Source organism: Haladaptatus ordinarius (genome assembly GCF_054177595.1).
In genome coordinates this window covers 59,851-78,714 of the sequence record NZ_JBPEHH010000005.1, presented here as the reverse complement: position 1 = coordinate 78,714, position 18,864 = coordinate 59,851, and the positions used below count along the sequence as shown (strand labels likewise).

20 protein-coding genes are annotated in these 18,864 nt (G+C 64.8%); 8 read left to right on the top strand and 12 right to left on the bottom strand.

Annotation, left to right across the window (positions count from 1 at the left end; all coding sequences use genetic code 11):
* Nucleotides 1-40 precede the first annotated feature (40 nt).
* Together ACR3FF_RS03670 and ACR3FF_RS03665 are read left to right on the top strand one after the other, a co-directional pair.
* A complete protein-coding gene (locus ACR3FF_RS03670; RefSeq protein ID WP_458186147.1) occupies nucleotides 41-607 on the top strand; it encodes a DoxX family protein in 567 nt (188 codons plus the stop codon).
* Between the two features lie 389 nt (nucleotides 608-996).
* Entirely contained in the window at nucleotides 997-1,563 is a 567-nt protein-coding gene (locus ACR3FF_RS03665; RefSeq protein ID WP_458186145.1) for a DoxX family protein, read from the top strand.
* A 171-nt stretch (nucleotides 1,564-1,734) separates the two neighbouring features.
* Here the strand turns inward: ACR3FF_RS03665 and ACR3FF_RS03660 are convergent, their stop codons facing one another.
* Nucleotides 1,735-2,247, bottom strand: coding sequence for a winged helix-turn-helix transcriptional regulator (locus ACR3FF_RS03660; protein ID WP_458186143.1), 513 nt, complete (start codon nucleotides 2,245-2,247; stop codon nucleotides 1,735-1,737).
* Nucleotides 2,244-2,567, bottom strand: a complete 324-nt coding sequence (locus ACR3FF_RS03655; protein ID WP_458186141.1) for a DUF7471 family protein — start codon at nucleotides 2,565-2,567, stop codon at nucleotides 2,244-2,246. Before ACR3FF_RS03655 ends, ACR3FF_RS03660 begins: the two co-directional genes overlap by 4 nt.
* A 135-nt stretch (nucleotides 2,568-2,702) precedes the next feature.
* On the opposite strand from ACR3FF_RS03655, the gene ACR3FF_RS03650 reads away from it, so the two are divergent.
* Together ACR3FF_RS03650 and mutS (ACR3FF_RS03645) are read left to right on the top strand one after the other, a co-directional pair.
* On the top strand, nucleotides 2,703-3,335 hold the full coding sequence (locus tag ACR3FF_RS03650) for a DsbA family oxidoreductase (RefSeq protein WP_458186140.1): 633 nt from the start codon (nucleotides 2,703-2,705) through the stop codon (nucleotides 3,333-3,335).
* 97 nt (nucleotides 3,336-3,432) lie between these two features.
* On the top strand, nucleotides 3,433-6,009 hold the full coding sequence (mutS, locus tag ACR3FF_RS03645) for a DNA mismatch repair protein MutS (protein ID WP_458186138.1): 2,577 nt from the start codon (nucleotides 3,433-3,435) through the stop codon (nucleotides 6,007-6,009).
* 49 nt (nucleotides 6,010-6,058) lie between these two features.
* Here the strand turns inward: mutS (ACR3FF_RS03645) and ACR3FF_RS03640 are convergent, their stop codons facing one another.
* The 5 genes from ACR3FF_RS03640 to ACR3FF_RS03620 form a co-directional block, all read right to left on the bottom strand.
* Complete coding sequence (locus ACR3FF_RS03640) at nucleotides 6,059-6,595, bottom strand: metallophosphoesterase family protein (RefSeq protein WP_458186136.1); 537 nt, start codon at nucleotides 6,593-6,595, stop codon at nucleotides 6,059-6,061.
* 137 nt (nucleotides 6,596-6,732) lie between these two features.
* Entirely contained in the window at nucleotides 6,733-7,464 is a 732-nt protein-coding gene (gene nucS, locus ACR3FF_RS03635) for an endonuclease NucS (RefSeq protein WP_458186134.1), read from the bottom strand.
* Nucleotides 7,465-7,502: 38 nt separating this feature from the next.
* On the bottom strand, nucleotides 7,503-7,826 hold the full coding sequence (locus tag ACR3FF_RS03630) for a DUF6735 family protein (protein ID WP_458186205.1): 324 nt from the start codon (nucleotides 7,824-7,826) through the stop codon (nucleotides 7,503-7,505).
* The gene (locus ACR3FF_RS03625) at nucleotides 7,784-8,026 is read right to left on the bottom strand and encodes a DUF6735 family protein (protein ID WP_458186132.1); all 243 of its coding nucleotides are present in this window, start codon (nucleotides 8,024-8,026) and stop codon (nucleotides 7,784-7,786) included. Before ACR3FF_RS03625 ends, ACR3FF_RS03630 begins: the two co-directional genes overlap by 43 nt.
* 78 nt (nucleotides 8,027-8,104) lie before the next feature.
* A complete protein-coding gene (locus ACR3FF_RS03620) occupies nucleotides 8,105-8,869 on the bottom strand; it encodes an NAD-dependent epimerase/dehydratase family protein (protein ID WP_458186131.1) in 765 nt (254 codons plus the stop codon).
* Between the two features lie 95 nt (nucleotides 8,870-8,964).
* Between ACR3FF_RS03620 and ACR3FF_RS03615 the strand changes: the two genes are divergently transcribed.
* From ACR3FF_RS03615 to thiD, 3 genes are read left to right on the top strand one after another with little or no spacing between them, the layout of a single operon-like run.
* A complete protein-coding gene (locus ACR3FF_RS03615) occupies nucleotides 8,965-10,020 on the top strand; it encodes an AIR synthase family protein (RefSeq protein WP_458186129.1) in 1,056 nt (351 codons plus the stop codon).
* Nucleotides 10,021-10,058: 38 nt separating this feature from the next.
* Nucleotides 10,059-11,072: an AIR synthase family protein gene (locus tag ACR3FF_RS03610; protein WP_458186127.1), complete on the top strand. Its 1,014-nt coding sequence runs from the start codon at nucleotides 10,059-10,061 to the stop codon at nucleotides 11,070-11,072.
* Nucleotides 11,069-12,433, top strand: a complete 1,365-nt coding sequence (thiD, locus tag ACR3FF_RS03605) for a bifunctional hydroxymethylpyrimidine kinase/phosphomethylpyrimidine kinase (protein ID WP_458186125.1) — start codon at nucleotides 11,069-11,071, stop codon at nucleotides 12,431-12,433. Before ACR3FF_RS03610 ends, thiD begins: the two co-directional genes overlap by 4 nt.
* Here thiD and ACR3FF_RS03600 read toward each other — a convergent pair whose 3' ends face one another.
* The 4 genes from ACR3FF_RS03600 to ACR3FF_RS03585 all read right to left on the bottom strand — a co-directional run bounded on the left by ACR3FF_RS03600 (nucleotide 12,434) and on the right by ACR3FF_RS03585 (nucleotide 15,001).
* Complete coding sequence (locus tag ACR3FF_RS03600) at nucleotides 12,434-12,934, bottom strand: hypothetical protein (RefSeq protein ID WP_458186123.1); 501 nt, start codon at nucleotides 12,932-12,934, stop codon at nucleotides 12,434-12,436.
* Between the two features lie 55 nt (nucleotides 12,935-12,989).
* Nucleotides 12,990-13,328 (bottom strand): hypothetical protein, encoded by a 339-nt coding sequence (locus ACR3FF_RS03595; protein ID WP_458186121.1) that lies wholly within the window; start codon nucleotides 13,326-13,328, stop codon nucleotides 12,990-12,992.
* A 71-nt stretch (nucleotides 13,329-13,399) separates the two neighbouring features.
* Nucleotides 13,400-13,747, bottom strand: a complete 348-nt coding sequence (locus ACR3FF_RS03590; RefSeq protein ID WP_458186120.1) for a four-helix bundle copper-binding protein — start codon at nucleotides 13,745-13,747, stop codon at nucleotides 13,400-13,402.
* Between the two features lie 51 nt (nucleotides 13,748-13,798).
* Nucleotides 13,799-15,001, bottom strand: a complete 1,203-nt coding sequence (locus ACR3FF_RS03585) for an arylsulfotransferase family protein (RefSeq protein ID WP_458186203.1) — start codon at nucleotides 14,999-15,001, stop codon at nucleotides 13,799-13,801.
* A gap of 187 nt (nucleotides 15,002-15,188) precedes the next feature.
* Here ACR3FF_RS03585 and mutS (ACR3FF_RS03580) point away from each other — a divergent pair, with 187 nt between their 5' ends.
* Entirely contained in the window at nucleotides 15,189-17,873 is a 2,685-nt protein-coding gene (mutS, locus tag ACR3FF_RS03580; protein WP_458186118.1) for a DNA mismatch repair protein MutS, read from the top strand.
* A 97-nt stretch (nucleotides 17,874-17,970) separates the two neighbouring features.
* Here mutS (ACR3FF_RS03580) and ACR3FF_RS03575 read toward each other — a convergent pair whose 3' ends face one another.
* Nucleotides 17,971-18,690, bottom strand: a complete 720-nt coding sequence (locus tag ACR3FF_RS03575) for a fumarylacetoacetate hydrolase family protein (RefSeq protein WP_458186116.1) — start codon at nucleotides 18,688-18,690, stop codon at nucleotides 17,971-17,973.
* Nucleotides 18,691-18,864: the final 174 nt, after the last annotated feature.

Sequence of the window (18,864 nt, the reverse complement as noted above, 5' to 3'; positions counted from 1 at the left end):
TGGGGTCAGCAGTCGTCTCTTGAAATGTAGGTGAAGAACGATGGCAACTAAACAAATCAAATCCGAAGCGAACACGTTCGAAAGCAAGGTGGGCGGCCTAACCGTCCGTGGTGAGGCCCACAGTCTGAGTGCGTGGTTCGTCCTCGCGCTCCGTCTCATGATGGGGTACGCTTTCCTCCACGCCGGGTGGGTGAAAATCATGGAAAGTGGCTGGAGCGCAACCGGCTACCTGACCAACGCGGTGCCGGAAGCCAGTCCGTTCTATGGCACGTTCCAGTGGATGGGCACGACCGCCTGGTTCGCTGACTTCCTCGCCATCGCCGTCCCGTGGGGCGAACTCCTCATCGGTGTCGCCCTGCTCGTGGGTGCCTTCGTCCGCCTCGCGGCGTTCTGGGGCGCGTTCATGATGCTGATGTTCTACTTCGGCAACTGGGAGATCGAACACGGCATCATCAACGGCGACTTTGCGTACATGCTCGTGTTCCTCGCCGTCGCGGCGTTCGGTGCCGGCCACATCCTCGGCCTGGACACCCTCATCGAGCAGTACGAAATCCGCGGCGAGGCGTTAGTCGAGCGCTACCCCGTGCTCCGCTACGTCCTCGGCTAAGTTCGACTTTTCTGTACCGTGTTTCGATTCTGAGCTTTTCTGTACCACGTCCCGAGCACCAGCGACGATACTTCGTCCGAGCCCGTTCGACGGCCCGGTGTTCCTTACTCGCGAGAGCTACCGCTATCGTGTGAGCGGACTCGTCGAAGGGCCGCCTTCGACGACGTCGTATCCTGCGGTGGGCAGGTTCGAGAGTGAGACGTGAGTCCGGCATCGTGACCGTGCGGGAGAAGTACCGCTGGGGCGACCGGATTATCATCCGACGGTATTCGCCCGTGACTCGTTTTCGACACTGATTCTCATCCGTCGGGAATGGTTCCCGTCACACAGGAATCACCTTCTCTTTATATGGGATATCCAATCGTCTGTCGAAATGTAGGTGAAGAACAATGGCAACTAAAGAAGCAAAAACCGGTGTAAACACATTCGAAAGCAGATTGGGCGGCCTAACCGTCCGTGGTGAGGCTCACAGCCTGAGTGCGTGGTTCGTCCTCGCGCTCCGTCTCATGATGGGGTACGCTTTCCTCCACGCCGGGTGGACGAAGGTCGCGGAAGGGGGATTCAGTGCGACTGGCTACCTGACCAACGCGGTGCCGGAAGCCAGTCCGCTCTATGGCACGTTCCAGTGGATGGGCACGACTGCCTGGTTCGCTGACTTCCTCGCCATCGCCGTCCCGTGGGGCGAACTCCTCATCGGGTTGGCGCTCATCGTCGGCGCGTTCGTTCGCTTCGCGGCGTTCTGGGGCGCGTTCATGATGCTGATGTTCTACTTCGGCAACTGGGAGATCGAACACGGCATCATCAACGGCGACTTCGCGTACATGCTCGTGTTCCTCGCCGTCGCGGCGTTCGGTGCCGGCCACATCCTCGGCCTGGACAGCCTCATCGAACGCTACGAAGTCGGTGGCGAAGCACTGGTCGAGCGCTACCCCGTGCTCCGCTACGTCCTCGGCTGAACGAGCTTTTTTCGGAGAGACGGTGAAATTTTGCTGTAAAACGGTTCGTAATCGAGCAGCGTACTGAAACCCTCCTCGTCCACGATGTCGCCTCGTTTTCGCCGGTGAGCCGGCGGGGTGGTGTTGGCCGGAACTCCGGGGAGGTTCGCCAGTGAACGAGAGAACGCCAGCTCACCCCGACAACAGGTCGTCCACCAGTCGGGTGAACCGGTCTACCATGCGTGCCGGGAACGACGGCGTGACGGCGGCCAGCAGTCGCGCGGTCTCCTCGGGTCGCGTCGGAACGAGTGTCACTCGATTTTTCGCGTTCCGTCGCTTCTCGATGAGGTCCTGTTCTTCGAGGTGGCCGACGTGCCACTCGAGCGTGCTTCGGGCGATTCCGAGGTCGTCCGCCAGTGATGCGGGTCGTGCCGACCCACGTTCTAGCAGGGAGACGAGCACGTCGCGGGCGGTTTCCCGGCGGAGGAGTGCGAGCGTCGAGCGCTCCCACTCGTCATACTCGGGCGGGTAGTAGTGGGTCTTGCCGTACAGGTGCTCGCTCGTGAGTCGGTCGTCTGCGAGCAAGTCCCGGACGTGGTACTGGACCTGACCGGGTGCGAGTTCCGACCGCCGGACGAGGTCGTTGAAGTGGACGCCTGGGCGTGATTCGACGCAACGCTCTATCCGGGTTCGTGTCTCGGTCATCGCGTCTCCACCGTCCGTGCGTAGTACACCGCGCCGACGAGCAGGGCGACCACGACCACGTCCAACGCGTGCTCTGCGAGGTGATGTGTGCTCCCGGCGAGATAGTTCGCGGTGGTCAGTCCACCGACGAGCGCCTGCCCCGCCAACGCCGCGAACGCCAGCGTCACCAGCAGATAGGGGAGCGTGCGTCGCTGGCGAAACGCGACCGTCGCCAGCGCGAGGACGAGCACCGACCCCAGCGCGGCCAGCGAGATGACGGCCGGGAGGAGGAGGCCACCGCCGGACGTGACGGCGTGAAGCGGGAGGGTCACGAGTGCCATCTATCCCCGTTTAGTGCTCGACGTATCTCAGTCGTTCGGTTCCAGTCTCCCGCGAGTCGTGACGCGACCGAACGAACAGCGGCAACCACCACCGGAGTCGTCTTCTTTTACCGTTCCAGTCCACGAGTACCTAGCATGAGTGAACCACAGACGAACCAGCAGATCACCGTCTTCTCCGATTACGTGTGCCCGTTCTGTTATCTGGGCCGCCGGTCGCTCGACCAGTATCGAGCGACGCGCGACGAACCGCTCGAAATCGACTGGCGGCCCTTCGACCTCCGGAGCCAGAAACGGAATCCGGACGGCTCTATCGACCACGACGTACCGGACGGCAAAGACGAGGACTACTACGAGCAGGCGAAACGAAACGTGCGACGACTCCAGGAACGGTACGACGTCGAGATGGAACAGGAAATCGCCACGGACGTCGATTCGCTGAACGCGCAGGTCGCCTCCTCCTACGTAGAACGCGAGCGTCCCGACCGGTGGCTCGACTTCGACGAAGCCATCTTCGAGGCGCTCTGGCAGGACGGACGGGACATCGGCGACCCGGACGTGATAGCCGACCTGGCCGCCGACGTGGGGCTCGACGGCGATGCGATTCGAGCGGCGGTGGACGACGATGAGCTTCGAGAACGACTCTTCGAACGGTTCGCCGACGCACGAGAACGGGGCGTGACGGGTGTACCAACCTTCGCCTACGACGGGCACGCAGCACGCGGTGCCGTGCCGCCAGAACAACTGAAACGACTCGTCGAAGGGACGTAACTCGTCGGAGCGACTCGCCGTAGAAATCGACCCTGTGGGACGGTCGGCACGGGTCGATTCCGGGTGCTTATTGTCCCACGGGAACTGGGTTTCTCGCATGGACGCGGCGCTCGGGGCACCCGAGAAGATGGCCGAAAACAGCGAGGAACTGACGCCGATGATGCGCCAGTACTTCGAACTGTGTCGGCAGTACGACGACTCGCTGGTGCTGTTTCAGGTTGGAGATTTTTACGAGACGTTCTGTGAGGCCGCAGAGCAAACCTCCCGTCTCCTGGAGATTACCCTCACGAAACGCGAAGACAGTACCGGAACGTATCCGATGTCGGGCATCCCCATCGACAACGCCGAATCGTACATCGAGACGCTCCTCGACGCAGGCTATCGCGTCGCGGTCGCAGACCAAGTACAGGACCCCGCCGACGCGTCCGGCGTGGTCGAACGGGCCGTCACGCGCGTCGTCACGCCGGGGACGCTCACCGAAGACGAACTGCTTCACACGGACGACAACAACTTCGTCGCCTGCCTCACGCACGACGATGGGTACGGACTGGCCGTCCTCGACGTCTCGACCGGTGACTTCTACGCGACGACGGTCGAATCCGAGAGCGACGTCCGCGACGAAATCGGGCGATTCGCACCCGCCGAAGCCATCGTCGCCCCGGACGCACCCCGGTCGGCCTTCGACGCGGACTGCATGGTCACCGAGTACGACGAGTCCGCGTTCGACATCGACGGCGCGAGAACCCTCGTCGCGGAGTACTTCGGCCCGCCCGAGCGACTGCTCGCCACCGACGCGGAGATTCGGGCCTGTGGCGCACTCCTCGCGTACGCCGAATACGTTCGCGGTGGCGAAGGTGGCGAGGACCTGGACGACAGCCGCCTCAAATATCTCAATCACCTCACGCGCTACGACCCCCGGTCGTACATGCTCCTCGACCGCGTCGCGCTCGCGAGCCTCGAACTGTTCGAACCGCGAGCAGTGCACGGGCACGAGGACGCCACGGTCGTCGGCGTGCTCGACGAAACTGCCTGTGCACTCGGCGGACGGAAACTGAAAGACTGGCTCCGCAGACCCCTGCTCGAACGGGGGCGAATCGAGGCGCGACTCGACGCCGTAGAAGAGTGGACGACCCGCGTCCAGGCACGCGAGGAAGTCCACGACCTCCTGCGGGACGTATACGACATCGAGCGTCTCATCTCCCGTGTCGCGCGTGGTCGGGCGAACGCCCGCGACCTGCGTTCGCTAAAAGAGACGCTCGACGTGGTGCCGAACGTCGCCGCGGCGATGACTGACGTGGAATCGGAGAAGCTGACCAGTCTCCGCACGAATCTGGACGAGATGGCCGACGTGCGCGACCGAATCGGACGCGCCATCGCCGAGGAACCCCCCATCGAGGTCACCGAGGGCGACGTCATCCAGTCGGGCTACGACGACGAACTCGACCGACTTCGCGAGACGGAACGGTCGGGCAAGGCGTGGATAGACGACCTCGAAGCGAGCGAGCGCGAACGAACCGGCATCGAATCGCTCAAGGTCGGCTACAATCAGGTCCACGGCTACTACATCGAGGTGACCGACCCGAACCTCGACAGGGTTCCAGACGACTACACGCGCAGACAGACGCTCAAGAACTCCGAGCGATTCTACACGCCGGAACTCAAGGAACGCGAAGACGAGATCGTCCGGGCCGAACAGCGGGCCGACGAACTCGAATACGACCTCTTTCGGGACGTGCGCGATACGGTGGCCGAGGAGTCGGAGCGAGTCCAGTCGCTCGCCGACACGCTGGCCGAACTGGACGTGCTCGTCGCGCTGGCGGAGGTCGCCGCGAAACACGGCTACTCGCGTCCCGAAATCGGCGGCGACGGCATCGACGTCCGGAACGGTCGCCACCCGGTGGTCGAGCGAACCGAGACGTCGTTCGTCCCCAACGACACCCACCTCGACCGCGAGACGCTGGCGGTCATCACCGGGCCGAACATGAGCGGAAAGTCGACGTACATGCGGCAGGTGGCACTCATCACCCTCCTCGCGCAGGTCGGTAGCTTCGTCCCCGCCGACGAAGCGCGTATCGGACTGGTCGACCGAATCTTCACCCGGGTCGGCGCGAGCGACGACATCGCGGGCGGCCGCTCGACGTTCATGGTCGAGATGACCGAAGTCGCCGACATCCTGCGAAACGCGACGAACGAATCGCTCGTCCTGCTGGACGAAGTCGGGCGGGGCACGAGTACGACCGACGGGTTCACCATCGCGCGAGCGGTGACCGAGTACGTCCACGACGAAATCGGCGCGAAGACGCTGTTTGCCACCCACCACCACGACCTCACCGCGGTCGCCGACGACCTGCCGAACGCCATCAACCTCCACTTCGGGGCGACCGAACACGACGGCGAGGTCGTCTTCGAACACAACGTCGAACCGGGAGCGACGACGGCGTCGTACGGCGTCGAAGTCGCACAGGTGGCGGGCGTCCCCGACGCGGTGATTCGGCGGTCGAAGGAACTGTTGAGCGAGGAGATAGAGGGCAGAAGAGCGGAGGAATCGGCCTCGTCGGCGTCCGACGCCCCGGCGGAAGATGCGCTCGCCGAACTCAGACGGACCAACGTCGCCGACACGACGCCGCTGGAAGCACTCCAACTGCTCGACAGACTGAAACGGCAGTTGGACTGACACTCATTTCGTTCTATTCTCCTGTGGAGTCGTGGACGACCCCCGTCGGTCACGCCTCGTAAACGGTCACGGTCACATCACCGTCGTCGACCGATGCGGTCATCATCGTCGCAGTGACATCCTCGCCAACGCCCGTGGCCGACCCCGGATTCAACACCCGAACGCCGTCGTGAACCGTATCCTCGACGTCGTGTGAGTGGCCCCCGATTCCGACCGTCGGTCCGTCCGCTCGCACACGTGTCGTCTCCGCGATGGCGTCCAGCCAATCGTCGCGGTCGAAGACGACGCCTTCCGAACTGCAAACCCCTCGTTTGACGGGGTTGACGACGCCATGCAGGACGACGAACGTTACGCCGTCGACTTCGACCGACGCCACTGCCGGGAGGTCGATGTCGTCGGGGTCGGCGTTGCCGTAGACTGCGGTCAGGTTCGAGGCGAGGACCTGCACGTCGTCGAACGCGTCTTTCGACCCGAAATCGCCAGCGTGTACGACGAAATCCGCTTCTCGAATCCGTTTCCGGAAGGCGTCGGGAATCTCCCGTCTTCGGTCGGGAACGTGCATGTCAGAAAGGATTGCGATCTGCATAGCTATAACTGTCATCCAATCAACTAATAAATTACGGAACAGAAACTCGGTCGGTCGAAGCCTGCCGATGCAGTACCCTACTACTCATCTCCAGTGTTGCCACTGGCCACTACCGTACGACGACTGACTCTCGGAGCCTACGGTTCGAGCGAGACGAACTCCAGCCCGCTTTCGGCGAGCATCCGTCGGGCGCGTTCGGTCACCGAGGGTGCGACCAGCACGCCGCGTATCTCAGCACCGGCGTGGAGGTCGCGCTGGAGAGCGTCCACGTACCGCCGAAGCTGTCCGACGGCGTCCGGCCCGACGCGCCTGCGCTTGAGTTCCACGACCATCGTGGTGCCGGTGGCGTCCTTGCCGTAGATGTCGATGGCTCCGGCGGCCGTCTGGCGCTCGGTCGCCAGCGGGGTGAATCCCCGCTCTACGAGGTCGGGGTCTTCCAAGATACGCTGGCGGAGGTCTTCTTCGGTTCCGGCGAGCGAGAGCTCTTTCGCGTCGGTTACATCGAACGACGACACTTGCACGACGTGGTCGAAGTGAACATCGAGCGACTCGTCCGGGTTGGGTCTCGTGCTCCGGACGAGCAGGCGCTCGTCGTTCAGTTCGGTCTCGAAGGTTCCACCCGGTGGCTGCCAGTTGGCCGGCTTCTGTCCCGATTCGGTGTGGACGAGCGCGGTTCCGTCGGGTTTGAGCACGAGGAGGCGGTCACCCGGCCCAAGATGACTCTCCGCGCGTCCGTCGTACTCCACGGTACAGCGACCGAACAGGGTCACGAGGTCGTCGCGGTCGAGAGCCGCCTCGACGTGTGCCCGCGCCTCGCGGTGTGTCGGCGTCCGAACCGTGGTGGGGTCGCTTTCGGCGTCCGTCGTCACTGGCAGATGGTAGTCGGTGGCTGGATAAAAACCGACCGCTATCCGGCCGTCGAAATCACCTCCCGGCGGTCACCCGCCCACTCGGTGAGACGGGCGTCGAGATAGTCGGTCGCTTCCCGTTCGTCTATCGCGCCGCGACGAACCATGTCCCTGACTACCGCTCGCGTCGCGCGAAACCAGCGTCGGACGTGCGCTGCGTCTCGGTCGTCGGAGACGGCGACGAGGGCACCCGCTTCGGTTTCGGCATCCAGCGTGGCACCGAACCAGAGGGGGAGATACGCGGTGACGACCCACGCGAGCGAGACGACGTAGAACGCCTCTATCTGCTGGTAGTCGAACGTCGTGGCGTCTTCGAACGACAGTCGGGTGGCTTCGGGCGTCGGGTCGATGGCTGGAATCCACCGGTCGTCCGTCCCGTCGGCGAAGGGTGTCTCCGGCGTGATTCGGGTGTCTCCGGCGTGATTCGGTGACGAAGTGCGAGCGAGGTGGCTCCCCAGTGTGCGTAGTGACGGTCATAACGTCCATCGGGTCGCTCGTAGGCGACAAGTGCTCGGTGTGCCACGGGTACGCCGCAGTGGTCCCGTCATCACATATGAAGGTACGTGAGAACGGGCGCGAGCGACGAGGAGTCGGATGGGACTCACTCCAGCACTTCCGAAGCGTTGTCGCGGGGACGGTAGCCGAGTGCGCGTTCCGTCTGCAAAATCGAGAGGAACCGGTCGTCGTTCCGCGAGATGGCGTGGGCGGTGACGGCAGGTTCAGGAAGCGACGCGGTCGCAGCGGCCCGAATCACGTCGCGGCAGTCGCGGGGGCTGAGCCACATCGCTCGGGCGAATCGTGCGTGCGCTTCCGATCCGTCCTGCGTCTCGCGGAGGTCGTTTTCAGAGAGAAGCCAGCCGATACGGAGGTTGACGACCTCGATGCCGTGGCGGTCGGCGTAGTAGGTGCCGAGCGCCTCGCCGGTCACCTTGCTCACGCCGTAGTAAGAGTCCGGGCGCGGCGGGTCGTCCGGATAGACGGGGTGGGCCTCGCCGGTGACCATCGTCTCCGTCTCGGCCGGGTCTGCGGCGTTGTACATCCCGACCGCGTGGTTCGACGAGGCGAAGACGACCCGTGTGAGGTCGTGTTCGCGTGCGGCCTCGAAGACGTTGCGCGTCCCCTCGATGTTCACGTCTACCGTGCTCCGCCAGTCGGCATCGGGCGATGGGTTCGCGGCGAGATGGACGACGACGTCGTGACCGGCCAGTACGTCGGCGAGCGCGTCGGCGTCGGTGACGTCGCACACCTCGCTGTCGATGTCGTCGTGCTCGCGGTGGGTGATTGGCGTCACGTCGTGCTCTTCGAGCGCCGCCAGCGACTCGCGCCCGACGTTGCCCGCCGCACCCGTCACTGCGAACTTCGTCATGTGGGCCAGATTGGTGCCTGGAGACGTATAACTCCCGGCCAGCGAACTCCCGAGCGAACCACCACCGATTTGTGCCACTGGCCGATACTCCGAGTATGACCGACCTCGGGAAGGTAGACCGTGACTTCTTCGACGAGCACATCTATCCCTATCTCGGCGCGGAGCGCGACGACGTGGTGCTCGGGCCGAAACACGGGGTGGATTTCGGCGTCATCGAACTCGGCTCGCTGGCCAATCGGACTTCGTCCGATGACGGCATCGATGGAGGGGAACCGGTCGTCGCCCTCGCCACCGACCCCCTCTCGCTCCTCCCCGAACTCGGCTTCGAGCGTGCGGCGTGGTTCGCCTTCCACGTCGTGATGAGCGACGTGGCGGTGAGTGGCCTGCGCCCGACCCACCTCGCGGTCGATTTCAACCTCCCGCCCGAAATCACCGACGAGGAGTTCGCGACGGTCTGGAAGACGTTCGACCGCGAGGCCCGCGAGTTGGGCGTCAGCGTCGTCACCGGTCACACCGCCCGCTATACGGGATGTCAGTATCCGTGGGTCGGTGGTGCGACGACACTCGCAGTCGGCGAGCGTGAGAATCTCGTCCGACCGGACGGCGCACGCCCTGGCGACCGCGTCCTCGTCACGAAAGGACCGGGCGTCGAGACGGCAGGCTTCCTCGTCACCCTGTTCGAAGAGTACGTCGAACTCCCGCAGGAAACCATCGAGGCGGCGAAAGATCGCTTCTACGACATGAGCCCCGTCGAAGACGCGCTGGTCGCGGCGGAGGCGGGACCGGTGACCGCGATGCACGACGCCACGGAGTGTGGGATTCACGGCGCGCTGGTCGAGATGGCACGTGCGGCAAACGTTCGATTCGACGTCTCCCACGACGACGTGCCCGTCCTGCCGGGCGTGCTGGAAGCCTGCGACTTTTTCGACGTCGACCCCTGGGAGTCCACGACCGAGGGAACACTGGTTCTGACCGTCGCGCCCGAGGGGACGGACGACGTGCTCGCGGCACTGGAGGCCGCCGGGATACCGGCGGCCGAAATGGGTACGGTACGTGAGGGCGATGGAGTCTACGTCGATGGAAACAGAATCGAGCATCCCGACGTCGACCCCTCGTGGCAGGTGTTCGCCGAGTACGCAGACCGGGAGTGAACACCACTGGTAAATACTACCCAGTAATAAACTCACGCATGAGCAATCTCGGCAAAGTAGACAGAGCGTTCTTCGAGGAGTACATCTACCCGCACCTCGGTGCGGAGCGCGAAGACGTCACGCTCGGGCCACAGCACGGTGTCGATTTCGGCATCTTCGAGGTCGGCGAACGGGCCGTCGTGACCGCGACCGACCCCATCTTCGTCATGCCGTCGCTCGGCTTCGAGCGTGCGGCGTGGTTCGCCTTCCACATCGTGATGAGCGACGTGGCGGTGAGTGGCATCCGGCCGACCCACCTCGCGGTCGACTTCAACCTCCCGCCCGAAATCACCGACGAGGAGTTCGAGACCATCTGGAAGACGTTCGACCGCGAGGCCCGCGAGTTGGGCGTCAGCGTCGTCACCGGCCACACCGCACGGTACGCCGGCTGTAACTACCCCATGGTCGGCGGCGCGACCGCGATGGCCGTCGGCGACCCCGATGCAGTCGTTCGGCCCAACGGCGCACGCCCCGGCGACCGCGTTCTCGTCACGAAAGGCCCTGCGGTGGAGGCGGTCGGCCTCCTCTCCATCCGGTTCGAGGAACTACTCGACCTCCCGGATGAGACGGTCGAGGCGGCGAAGGCACGCTTCGACGACATGAGCCCCGTCGAAGACGCACTCGTCGCCGCTGATGCAGGCGACGTTTCCGCCATGCACGACGCGACCGAAGGCGGCGTCCACGGCGCGCTAGTCGAGATGGCCCGCGCAGGCGGCGTCCGCCTCGACGTCTCCCACGACGACGTGCCCGTCCTGCCGGGGGTGCTCGAAGCCTGCGACTTCTTCGACATGGACCCGTGGTCGGCCATCAGCGAGGGGACGCTCCTGCTCTCGGTCGCACCCGAGGATGCAGACGACGTCCTCGCCGCACTGGACGACGCCGACATCCCCGCCGCCGACATCGGCGAGGTTCGAGCGGGAGACGGCGTGACCGTTGACGGCGAGCGAATCGACCATCCGGAGGTCGACCCTTTCTGGGGAACGTTCGAGGAGTTCGTGGGGCGGTTGCAATGACGCGAACTCCCGCACCCGTCGAACCGCCGGTCGCGTTGACCATCGCCGGAAGCGACTCCGGGGGTGGCGCAGGGATACAGGCCGACCTGAAGACGATGGAGGCCCACGGCGCGTTCGGCACGAGCGTCGTCACGAGTATCACGGCCCAGAACACGCGGGGCGTCGAACGGTCGTTCACGCTCCCGGTCGAAGAAATCGAGGCACAGTGTGATGCCGTCCGCTCCGACTTCGACGTCCGGGCAGTCAAAACGGGGATGCTCGCGGAGGCGCCGGTCGTCCGAAGTGTGGCCGACCAGGTCGCGACGCTCGACGCGCCGGTCGTCGTCGACCCGGTGATGGTGGCCGCCTCGGGCGACCGACTGCTCGAACCGGAGGGTGAGGCGGCCTACGAATCGCTTCTCGACCACGCGACGCTGGTGACGCCCAACGTCGACGAAGCCGAGGTGTTGGTGAACGTGTCGCCGGAAGACGACGAGAGTGCCCGAGCGGCGGGCGAGGCGTTGCTCGAACTCGGTGCCGACGCTGCACTCCTGAAGGGTGGGCACGTCCCCGGCGAGACGGTCAAAGACGTGCTGGTGACCGACGATGGCGTCGAAATCTTCACCCACGAACGGGTCGAGACCGACGCGACCCACGGGTCGGGGTGTACTATCTCGAGTGCCATCGCCGCCCGTCTCGCACACGGCGACGACCTCCGGAACGCGGTCGCTGGTGCGACGGCTTTCATGGAACGCGCCGTACGCTACCCGATCGACGTCGGCGAGGGGCCGGGGTCGGTTCACCACCTCGTCGCGCTTCGGGAGCGAGCGGACCGCCACCCCACCGCAGAAGCGGTCGAGGAGGTGGTCCGGTCGTTCGTCGAGCGAGACGTCAGCGCGCTCGTGCCGGAGGTCGGGATGAACGTGGTCGGGGCGACACGGTACGCCGAGCGAGTCGACGAAACGGCTGCCGTCGAAGGCCGAATCACGCGTACCATGTCGGGCGTGAGCCCGAATCGAGGCGTACGCTTCGGTGCGTCGAGTCACGTCGCCCGATTTCTGCTCGCAGCGCGCGAGTTCGACGCCGACCTGCGATACGCCGTCAACTGCCGGTTCGACGGCGACGTGGAAGACGCGCTCTCGACACTCAGCGGTGACGTCGCAGCGTTCGACCGCACGGCCGAGCCGGAGAACGTGAAATCCAGAGAGGGAAACACGATGCAGTGGGGTGCCCGGCAGGCCTTCGAGTCGGCGGAGGAGACCCCCGTCGCCATCGTCGACCGCGGCGAGGTCGGCAAGGAAGCCATCGTGAAACTGATGGCCACGGACACGGAGTCGCTGGAACGACGGACGTTCGCGGTGCTCTCCGCGCTGAAGTCGTAATCAGGCGTCGTCCGAGTCGCCCATCCAGTTGTAACAGCGGAACGTCTCGCGGTCGGTCGTCAGCATCTCGATGGGGACGAACCCCGTTCCACCGCGTGCACCGACCTTCGGTTCGTCGGGGTCGTCCGCGACGAACATCGGTTTCGCCCGGAGTTCGAACGTCACTTCGAAGTCGCCGACACCGTCCTCGCCGGGGTCGAACGACATCCGAACCCCGGACGCCCCGACGCCGAAGGTGACGTATCCGTCGGGCGATTCGACCGCCACGTCGTGACTTGCCATCCCGCCGGCGAGGTCGGAGAGCCAGTCGGCCATCTCCTCGCGGCCGAGGTCGGTTTCGAGGTCGAACGACCCGTCTGCGTCGATATCGCCCTCCTCGAAGACGAACTCCGGATACTGAAGGTCTTCGAGTGGGAGGGCGTGGTCGCCGTCGTCAGAACTTTCCTCGTGGTCGTCCTCCTCTGTTTCGCGGTCGGCGCATGCTTCGCACTCGTCGGTCATAGTTCGGAGACGTGACCTGAAACACATGACTGTTCCGAGAACTGCTTTCCGGGGGTCACTGTTTCTGGAGTTGCAGTCGGTACTGGTAACCCCGGACGAGAAACGCGGCTGCGAGAGCGAAGAACGCAATCACCAGCGCGTTCGACGGCCCGTAGTGGCTCATCCGACCGACGCCGAGAAGCACCGACAGGACGGCAACAGCGAGCATGAGCTTCGGGACGTACTGATGCCATCCGCGAAGATTGGCGACGCCGACACCACCGACGAGCGTGAAGAGTATCGCGTACAAAATCAGGTCGAAGCGACCGAAGACGAGAATCCACGCCCAGACAGCACCGGCGACAAGTACCAAACTACCGTAGCCGAGGACGCGTCTCGTCCGTCGCCCTTCCATACGATTCGGTTCCGTTCCGGTGTAAAATGAGTGTCGGTCGTGAGAAGCGGAACTAAAATCGGCGAGACCGTTTACGACGCGACCATCGACCGACAGCTTTCGGCGCAGTCTTCTAACACGTCGGCACAGACCTGGCAGTGGTCGTGGTCGTGGCGCGAACACTCCTCGGCACACTCCTCGCACGCACCAGCACAGGCTTCCGCCAGTTCGACGCTGTAGTTCGAATCGCGCGCCATGAACCGGGCGTGCTGGGTGGCGATGTCGGCCACGTCGCGACAGAGGCGGATACACTGCGCCATGTCGCCATCTTCGTCGAGACACTCGTCGGCACACCACTCACAGACCTGTGCGGCCTCGAAGCAGTTGTCGATACAGTCCGCCTGTTCGTCGTTCAGGTGGTCGATCTGGGTGACTGCCATGTGGGGAAAGACGGGCGAGTCGCCGGTCGGTATTCTGGTTGCTCACGCAACTTACTTTTCACTCTCGGTGACGACCAGTCCGGCCCCCACGAGAAACGTCACGAGCGAGACGACCCCGACCGCGAGATGCCACCCCGCGAGCCAGTACGGCAGGTCGACCACGTGGCGAGCGCTAGCGAGCAGGTAGCTGAAGACGGGGAGTTTCGTCGCACCCTCCCCGACCTCACCACCCGAATCGTAGGGCGGCCCGGCGGGGTACTCCCCCGGAAGGCGGTCCGCTTCGTAGGGGACCGTCGGAACGCGAGCGCTCCAGACCATCGCCCCCGACTCGTTCAGTTCCACGACGCGGTTGTTCCGACTGTCCGTGACGAGCGTGTGCCCGTTCGGGAGGCGGTCGGCGTCGCGCGGCCAGTCGAACTCGATGCCACCCGCTCCCTTGGCCTGCCACGCGACCGTCCACTCGCTCTCGCCGTTTTCGCCGTTCGCGTTCTCTCGATGCAGTTCCACCACCCGGTCGTTCTCGCTGTCGGCGACGAGGATGGCGTTCTCCGAGAGCCACTGGGGATTGTGCTGTCTGTTCAACACGGTCGGGTCGCCGTCCTCGTTCACGACCTCCACGACGCCCGCCCCGCGTTCGACGACGACGAGTTGGTTGGCATTTCGAACCGACACGAGGTAGCGACCGTCACCGATTCTATCCACGTCGTTGATGTGGAGCCAGTCGGTCTTCGTGGGGTCTGTCGGTGCGTCGTAGAACTCGCTCGCGTTCCACTGCCACGTGACGCTCCCGTTCTGTGCGACCGTGAACACGCGCTCTCTGTCCATGTCCGCGACGAGCAGTTCGCCCGAGGGCAAAAACTCGGCGTCGTGTACCTCGCTGTTCAGACTCGTCCGAACGGGAAACGTCCACTCGAAGACGACGTGGGGGCTCGGTTCGGGGTCGACGATGCGAACGCCGGTTCTGGCACAGGGTGACTCGTACGGACCGCAATCGCGGTAGCCTCGGGCCACGAACGAGACGAGGACGGAGCCGTTCGGAAGCCGAGAGACGTCGTGATAGCTGGCGGCGTTCCCGTACTCCCAGGCCTGTCGTCCCTGGACGTCGAACGTCGCGATGCGTCCTTTCGTCGTCGTCGACTGCACGCCGACGACGGTTTCGTTCGGAGCGTCACGAAACGACGTGTTCGAGATGGGCGGGGCGAGGGCGGCGCTGACGACGAGCACGAGGACGAAACTGACGGCGGCGACGCTCATCAGACCGAGGCCGAGTCCACGCCGGGAGCGAGGAACCACCGACACCACGTGCGGAAATGTCGGCGAGCGACAAAACCATAGCGGCCGTCGAACCGTCGCGGTGACCGCCGTTCGCACCACGAACCCACACCGTTTTATTCGCGCTCGAACTTCTTCCGTACATGATTTCGGTTGCCCGTCTTCGGGGGTGTCCGTCGTGAGCGAAGGCGGCATCGTCGGGGAGTTTCTCTCGCTCAAAGCCGAGACGGACGCGGAGGTGCTGACGATGCAGGTCGGCGACTTCTACGAGTTCTTCGCAGACGACGCGGAACTGGTCGGCGACGTGCTCGACCTGACCGTCTCGCAGAAATCGAGCCACGGCAGTAGCTATCCGATGGCCGGCGTCCCGCTCTCGGAACTGACGCCGTACCTGAAACAACTGGTCGAACGCGGCTACCGCGTCGCCGTCGCCGACCAGTACGAGACGGAAAACGGTCACGCCCGCGAGATTTCGCGGGTCGTGACGCCCGGCACGCTCCTGGAGACCAGTTCCGCTGACGCCCAGTATCTCGCGGGCGTCGTACGCGTCAAGGAGGGCTACGGCCTCGCCTTCGCGGACGTGACGACCGGCCGGTTTCTGGTCACCGCGGTCTCCGGCCCCGACGCCGACGAACGAGCGCTGACGGAACTCTACCGGTTCGACCCGGCCGAGGTGCTACCCGGTCCCGAGGTTCGCAACGACGATTCCTTCCTCGAACGGGTGCGCGAGCGAACCGACGCCTCCCTCTCGGTCCACGACGCGAACGCGTTCGCACCGGGGAAGGCGACCCACCGAACCCGCGAGCAGTTCGGGAAGGAGACGCTGGCGAGTCTCGGACTGGACTCAGGCGAGGGGGCCGAGGTGCGGGCGGCGGGGGCCGTGCTCTCCTACGTCGAAGAGACGGGGGCGGGCGTCCTCGGGTCGATGACGCGCCTCCAGTCGTACCACGCGGACGACCACGTCGAACTCGACGCGACCACCCAGCGGAATCTCGAACTCACCGAGACGATGCACGGCGACCGGAAGGGGTCGCTGTTCGAGACGGTCGACCACACCCAGACGAGTGCCGGTCGCCGCCTGCTGAAAGAGTGGCTCCAACGCCCGCGCCGGTCGCTCGACCTGCTTCGGGAACGCCAGTCGAACGTCGCCGCCTTCGCGGAGTCGGCGCTGGCCCGCGAGGAGATTCGAGAGACGCTGTCCGAGGCGTACGACCTCGAACGACTGGCGAGCAAGGCGGCGTCGGGAAGCGCGGACGCCCACGACCTGCTCCGGGTGCGAGACAGTCTCGCCGTCCTCCCGAAAGTCTCCGACGCCGTTTCGAACGCGCCCTCGCTGTCGAGTTCGCCACTCGCAGAGCTCGTGGCGCGACCGAACCGGGAGCAAGCGGAGCGATTGCGCGAGGAGTTGGCCGAGGCGCTGGCGGAGGACCCACCGAACACCGTCACGCAAGGTGGCCTGCTCTGCCGGGGGTACGACGAGGAACTGGACGCCATCATCGAACGGCACGAGGCGAATCTGGAGTGGTTCGACACCCTCGCCGGGCGCGAGAAGTCTCGGACGGGCATCACCCACCTGCAGGTCGACCGCAACAAGACGGACGGCTACTACCTGCAGGTCGGCAAGTCGGAGACGGACGAGGTCCCCGAGGAGTACGAGGCGATCAAGACGCTGAAAAACTCAGAGCGGTACGTCACCGAAGAACTCCGGGAGCGAGAACGCGAAATCCTGCGCCTCGAAGAACAGCGCGGCGATCTGGAGTACGAACTGTTCCAGCGGCTTCGAGCGCGCGTCGCAGAGCACGCCGAACTCTTACAGGACGTCGGGCGCACGCTGGCCGAACTCGACGTACTGGCGAGTCTAGCGGTCCACGCCGTCGAGAACGGATGGGTTCGCCCGGAACTGGCCGACTCGGGACTGGACATCCAGCAGGGTCGTCACCCCGTGGTGGAGCAGACGACAGAGTTCGTCCCGAACGACGTGCGGATGGACGACGACCGCGAGTTCCTCATCGTCACCGGGCCGAACATGTCGGGAAAATCGACGTACATGCGGCAGGTGGCGCTCATCACCCTGCTCGCGCAGGTCGGCAGTTTCGTCCCGGCGCGGGAGGCGCGCGTGGGACTCGTCGATGGCATCTTCACCCGCGTCGGTGCGCTAGACGAGTTAGCACAGGGTCGTTCGACGTTCATGGTCGAGATGCAGGAGTTGAGCAACATCCTCCACTCGGCGACCGAGGACTCGCTCGTGATTCTGGACGAAGTCGGACGCGGAACCGCGACGTACGACGGAATCTCCATCGCGTGGGCGGCGACGGAGTATCTGCACAACGAGGTGCGGGCGAAGACGCTCTTTGCGACCCACTACCACGAGTTGACGACGCTCGCAGAGCACTTAGAACGCGTCGAGAACGTCCACGTCGCCGCGGACGAACGAGACGGTGACGTGACGTTTCTCCGCACCGTCCAGGAGGGACCGACCAACCGTTCCTACGGCATCCACGTCGCCGACCTCGCGGGCGTCCCGATGCCGGTCGTCGAGCGGTCGCGCGACGTCCTCGACAAACTCCGCGCGGAGAAGGCCATCGAAGCGCGTGGGTCCGGGACGAGCGAGTCGGTGCAAGCGGTGTTCGACCTCGGGTCGGGGAGTTTCCGAGGCGGTGCCTCCGCAGACGGTGGCGAGTCTGACGCGGTGGCAGCACCGTCGGGACGAGAGGTGTCGAACGGCAGCGACGACCGACCGCTCGACGCCGAAGCCGAGGCGGTGCTGGAGGACCTCGCGGGAACTGAAATCGCGGACGTCTCGCCGATAGAGTTGATGTCGAAGGTCCGCGAGTGGCAAGAGCGATTGGAGTGACGAGACGACTCGACTCGTACAGCAGGACTGAGAAACCGTCTTCGACGGACTCGGCGGTCACCGACGTCTCCCGAAAAGCGCCCGCGACGAGCGGCGTTCACTCCGGTTCGACGATGGAGTGTTCGAGGGTTCCGATGCCCTCGTACCAGATTTCGACCGTCTCGCCGGGACGGACGAGACCGGGGTTGGCGGGGCTACCGAACGAGACGACGTCGCCCGGTTGGAACGTGTACCGCTCCGAGAGGAAGGCGACTATCTCGTGGGCGTCGAACAGCATCTGCGAGGTGTTCGCTTCCTGCCGACGCTCGCCGCCGACGTGGGTCGTCATGTCGAGGTCGTTCGGGTCCACGTCCGTCTCTATCCACGGCCCCAGCGGCCCCGACCCGTCGAAGGCCTTTCGCGCAGTTCGCCCGTCCTGGTCGAGTGCGTCCAGGTCGTCGAGTATCGTGTAGCCTCGGACGGCGTCGTCGACGTCGCCGACGTCGAGATTCGTACACCGTTCGTCTATGACCGCCGCGAGTTCACCGGCGTAGGTCAGTTCGTTCGTCCAGGTGGGGTACGGTATCGCCGCCCCGTGCGGACGAACCGACACCGGCGGCTTGATGAACCAGTCCGGTCGCTCCGGCCGTTCGTAGTCCATCTGCTCGTTCGTCGCCGCGTAGTTTCGACCGACGCAGTACAGCGCGGACGGTTCGCAGGGAGCGAGCAGTTCGGCGTCCTCTCCGACGGTGTAGGACGTTCCACCGACGGTCACCGACCCGTTCTCGTACTCGCCGCTCACCACGCCGTCGGCAGTGCGAATCCGTGCCAGTCGCATACCTCGACCCATTCGAAGCAGCGGTCTATCTCTTTCGGTGAGACGACACCCACAGTCGGTAACGAGCGACGACCGTCGAGCGTCCTCGCTCGTGAGCTTCGCGTTGAGTCACGACTGGCTTCCGGTCACACGACCTTTCCTCCCGGTTACCTTTTGGCTACGGCACACCAAACG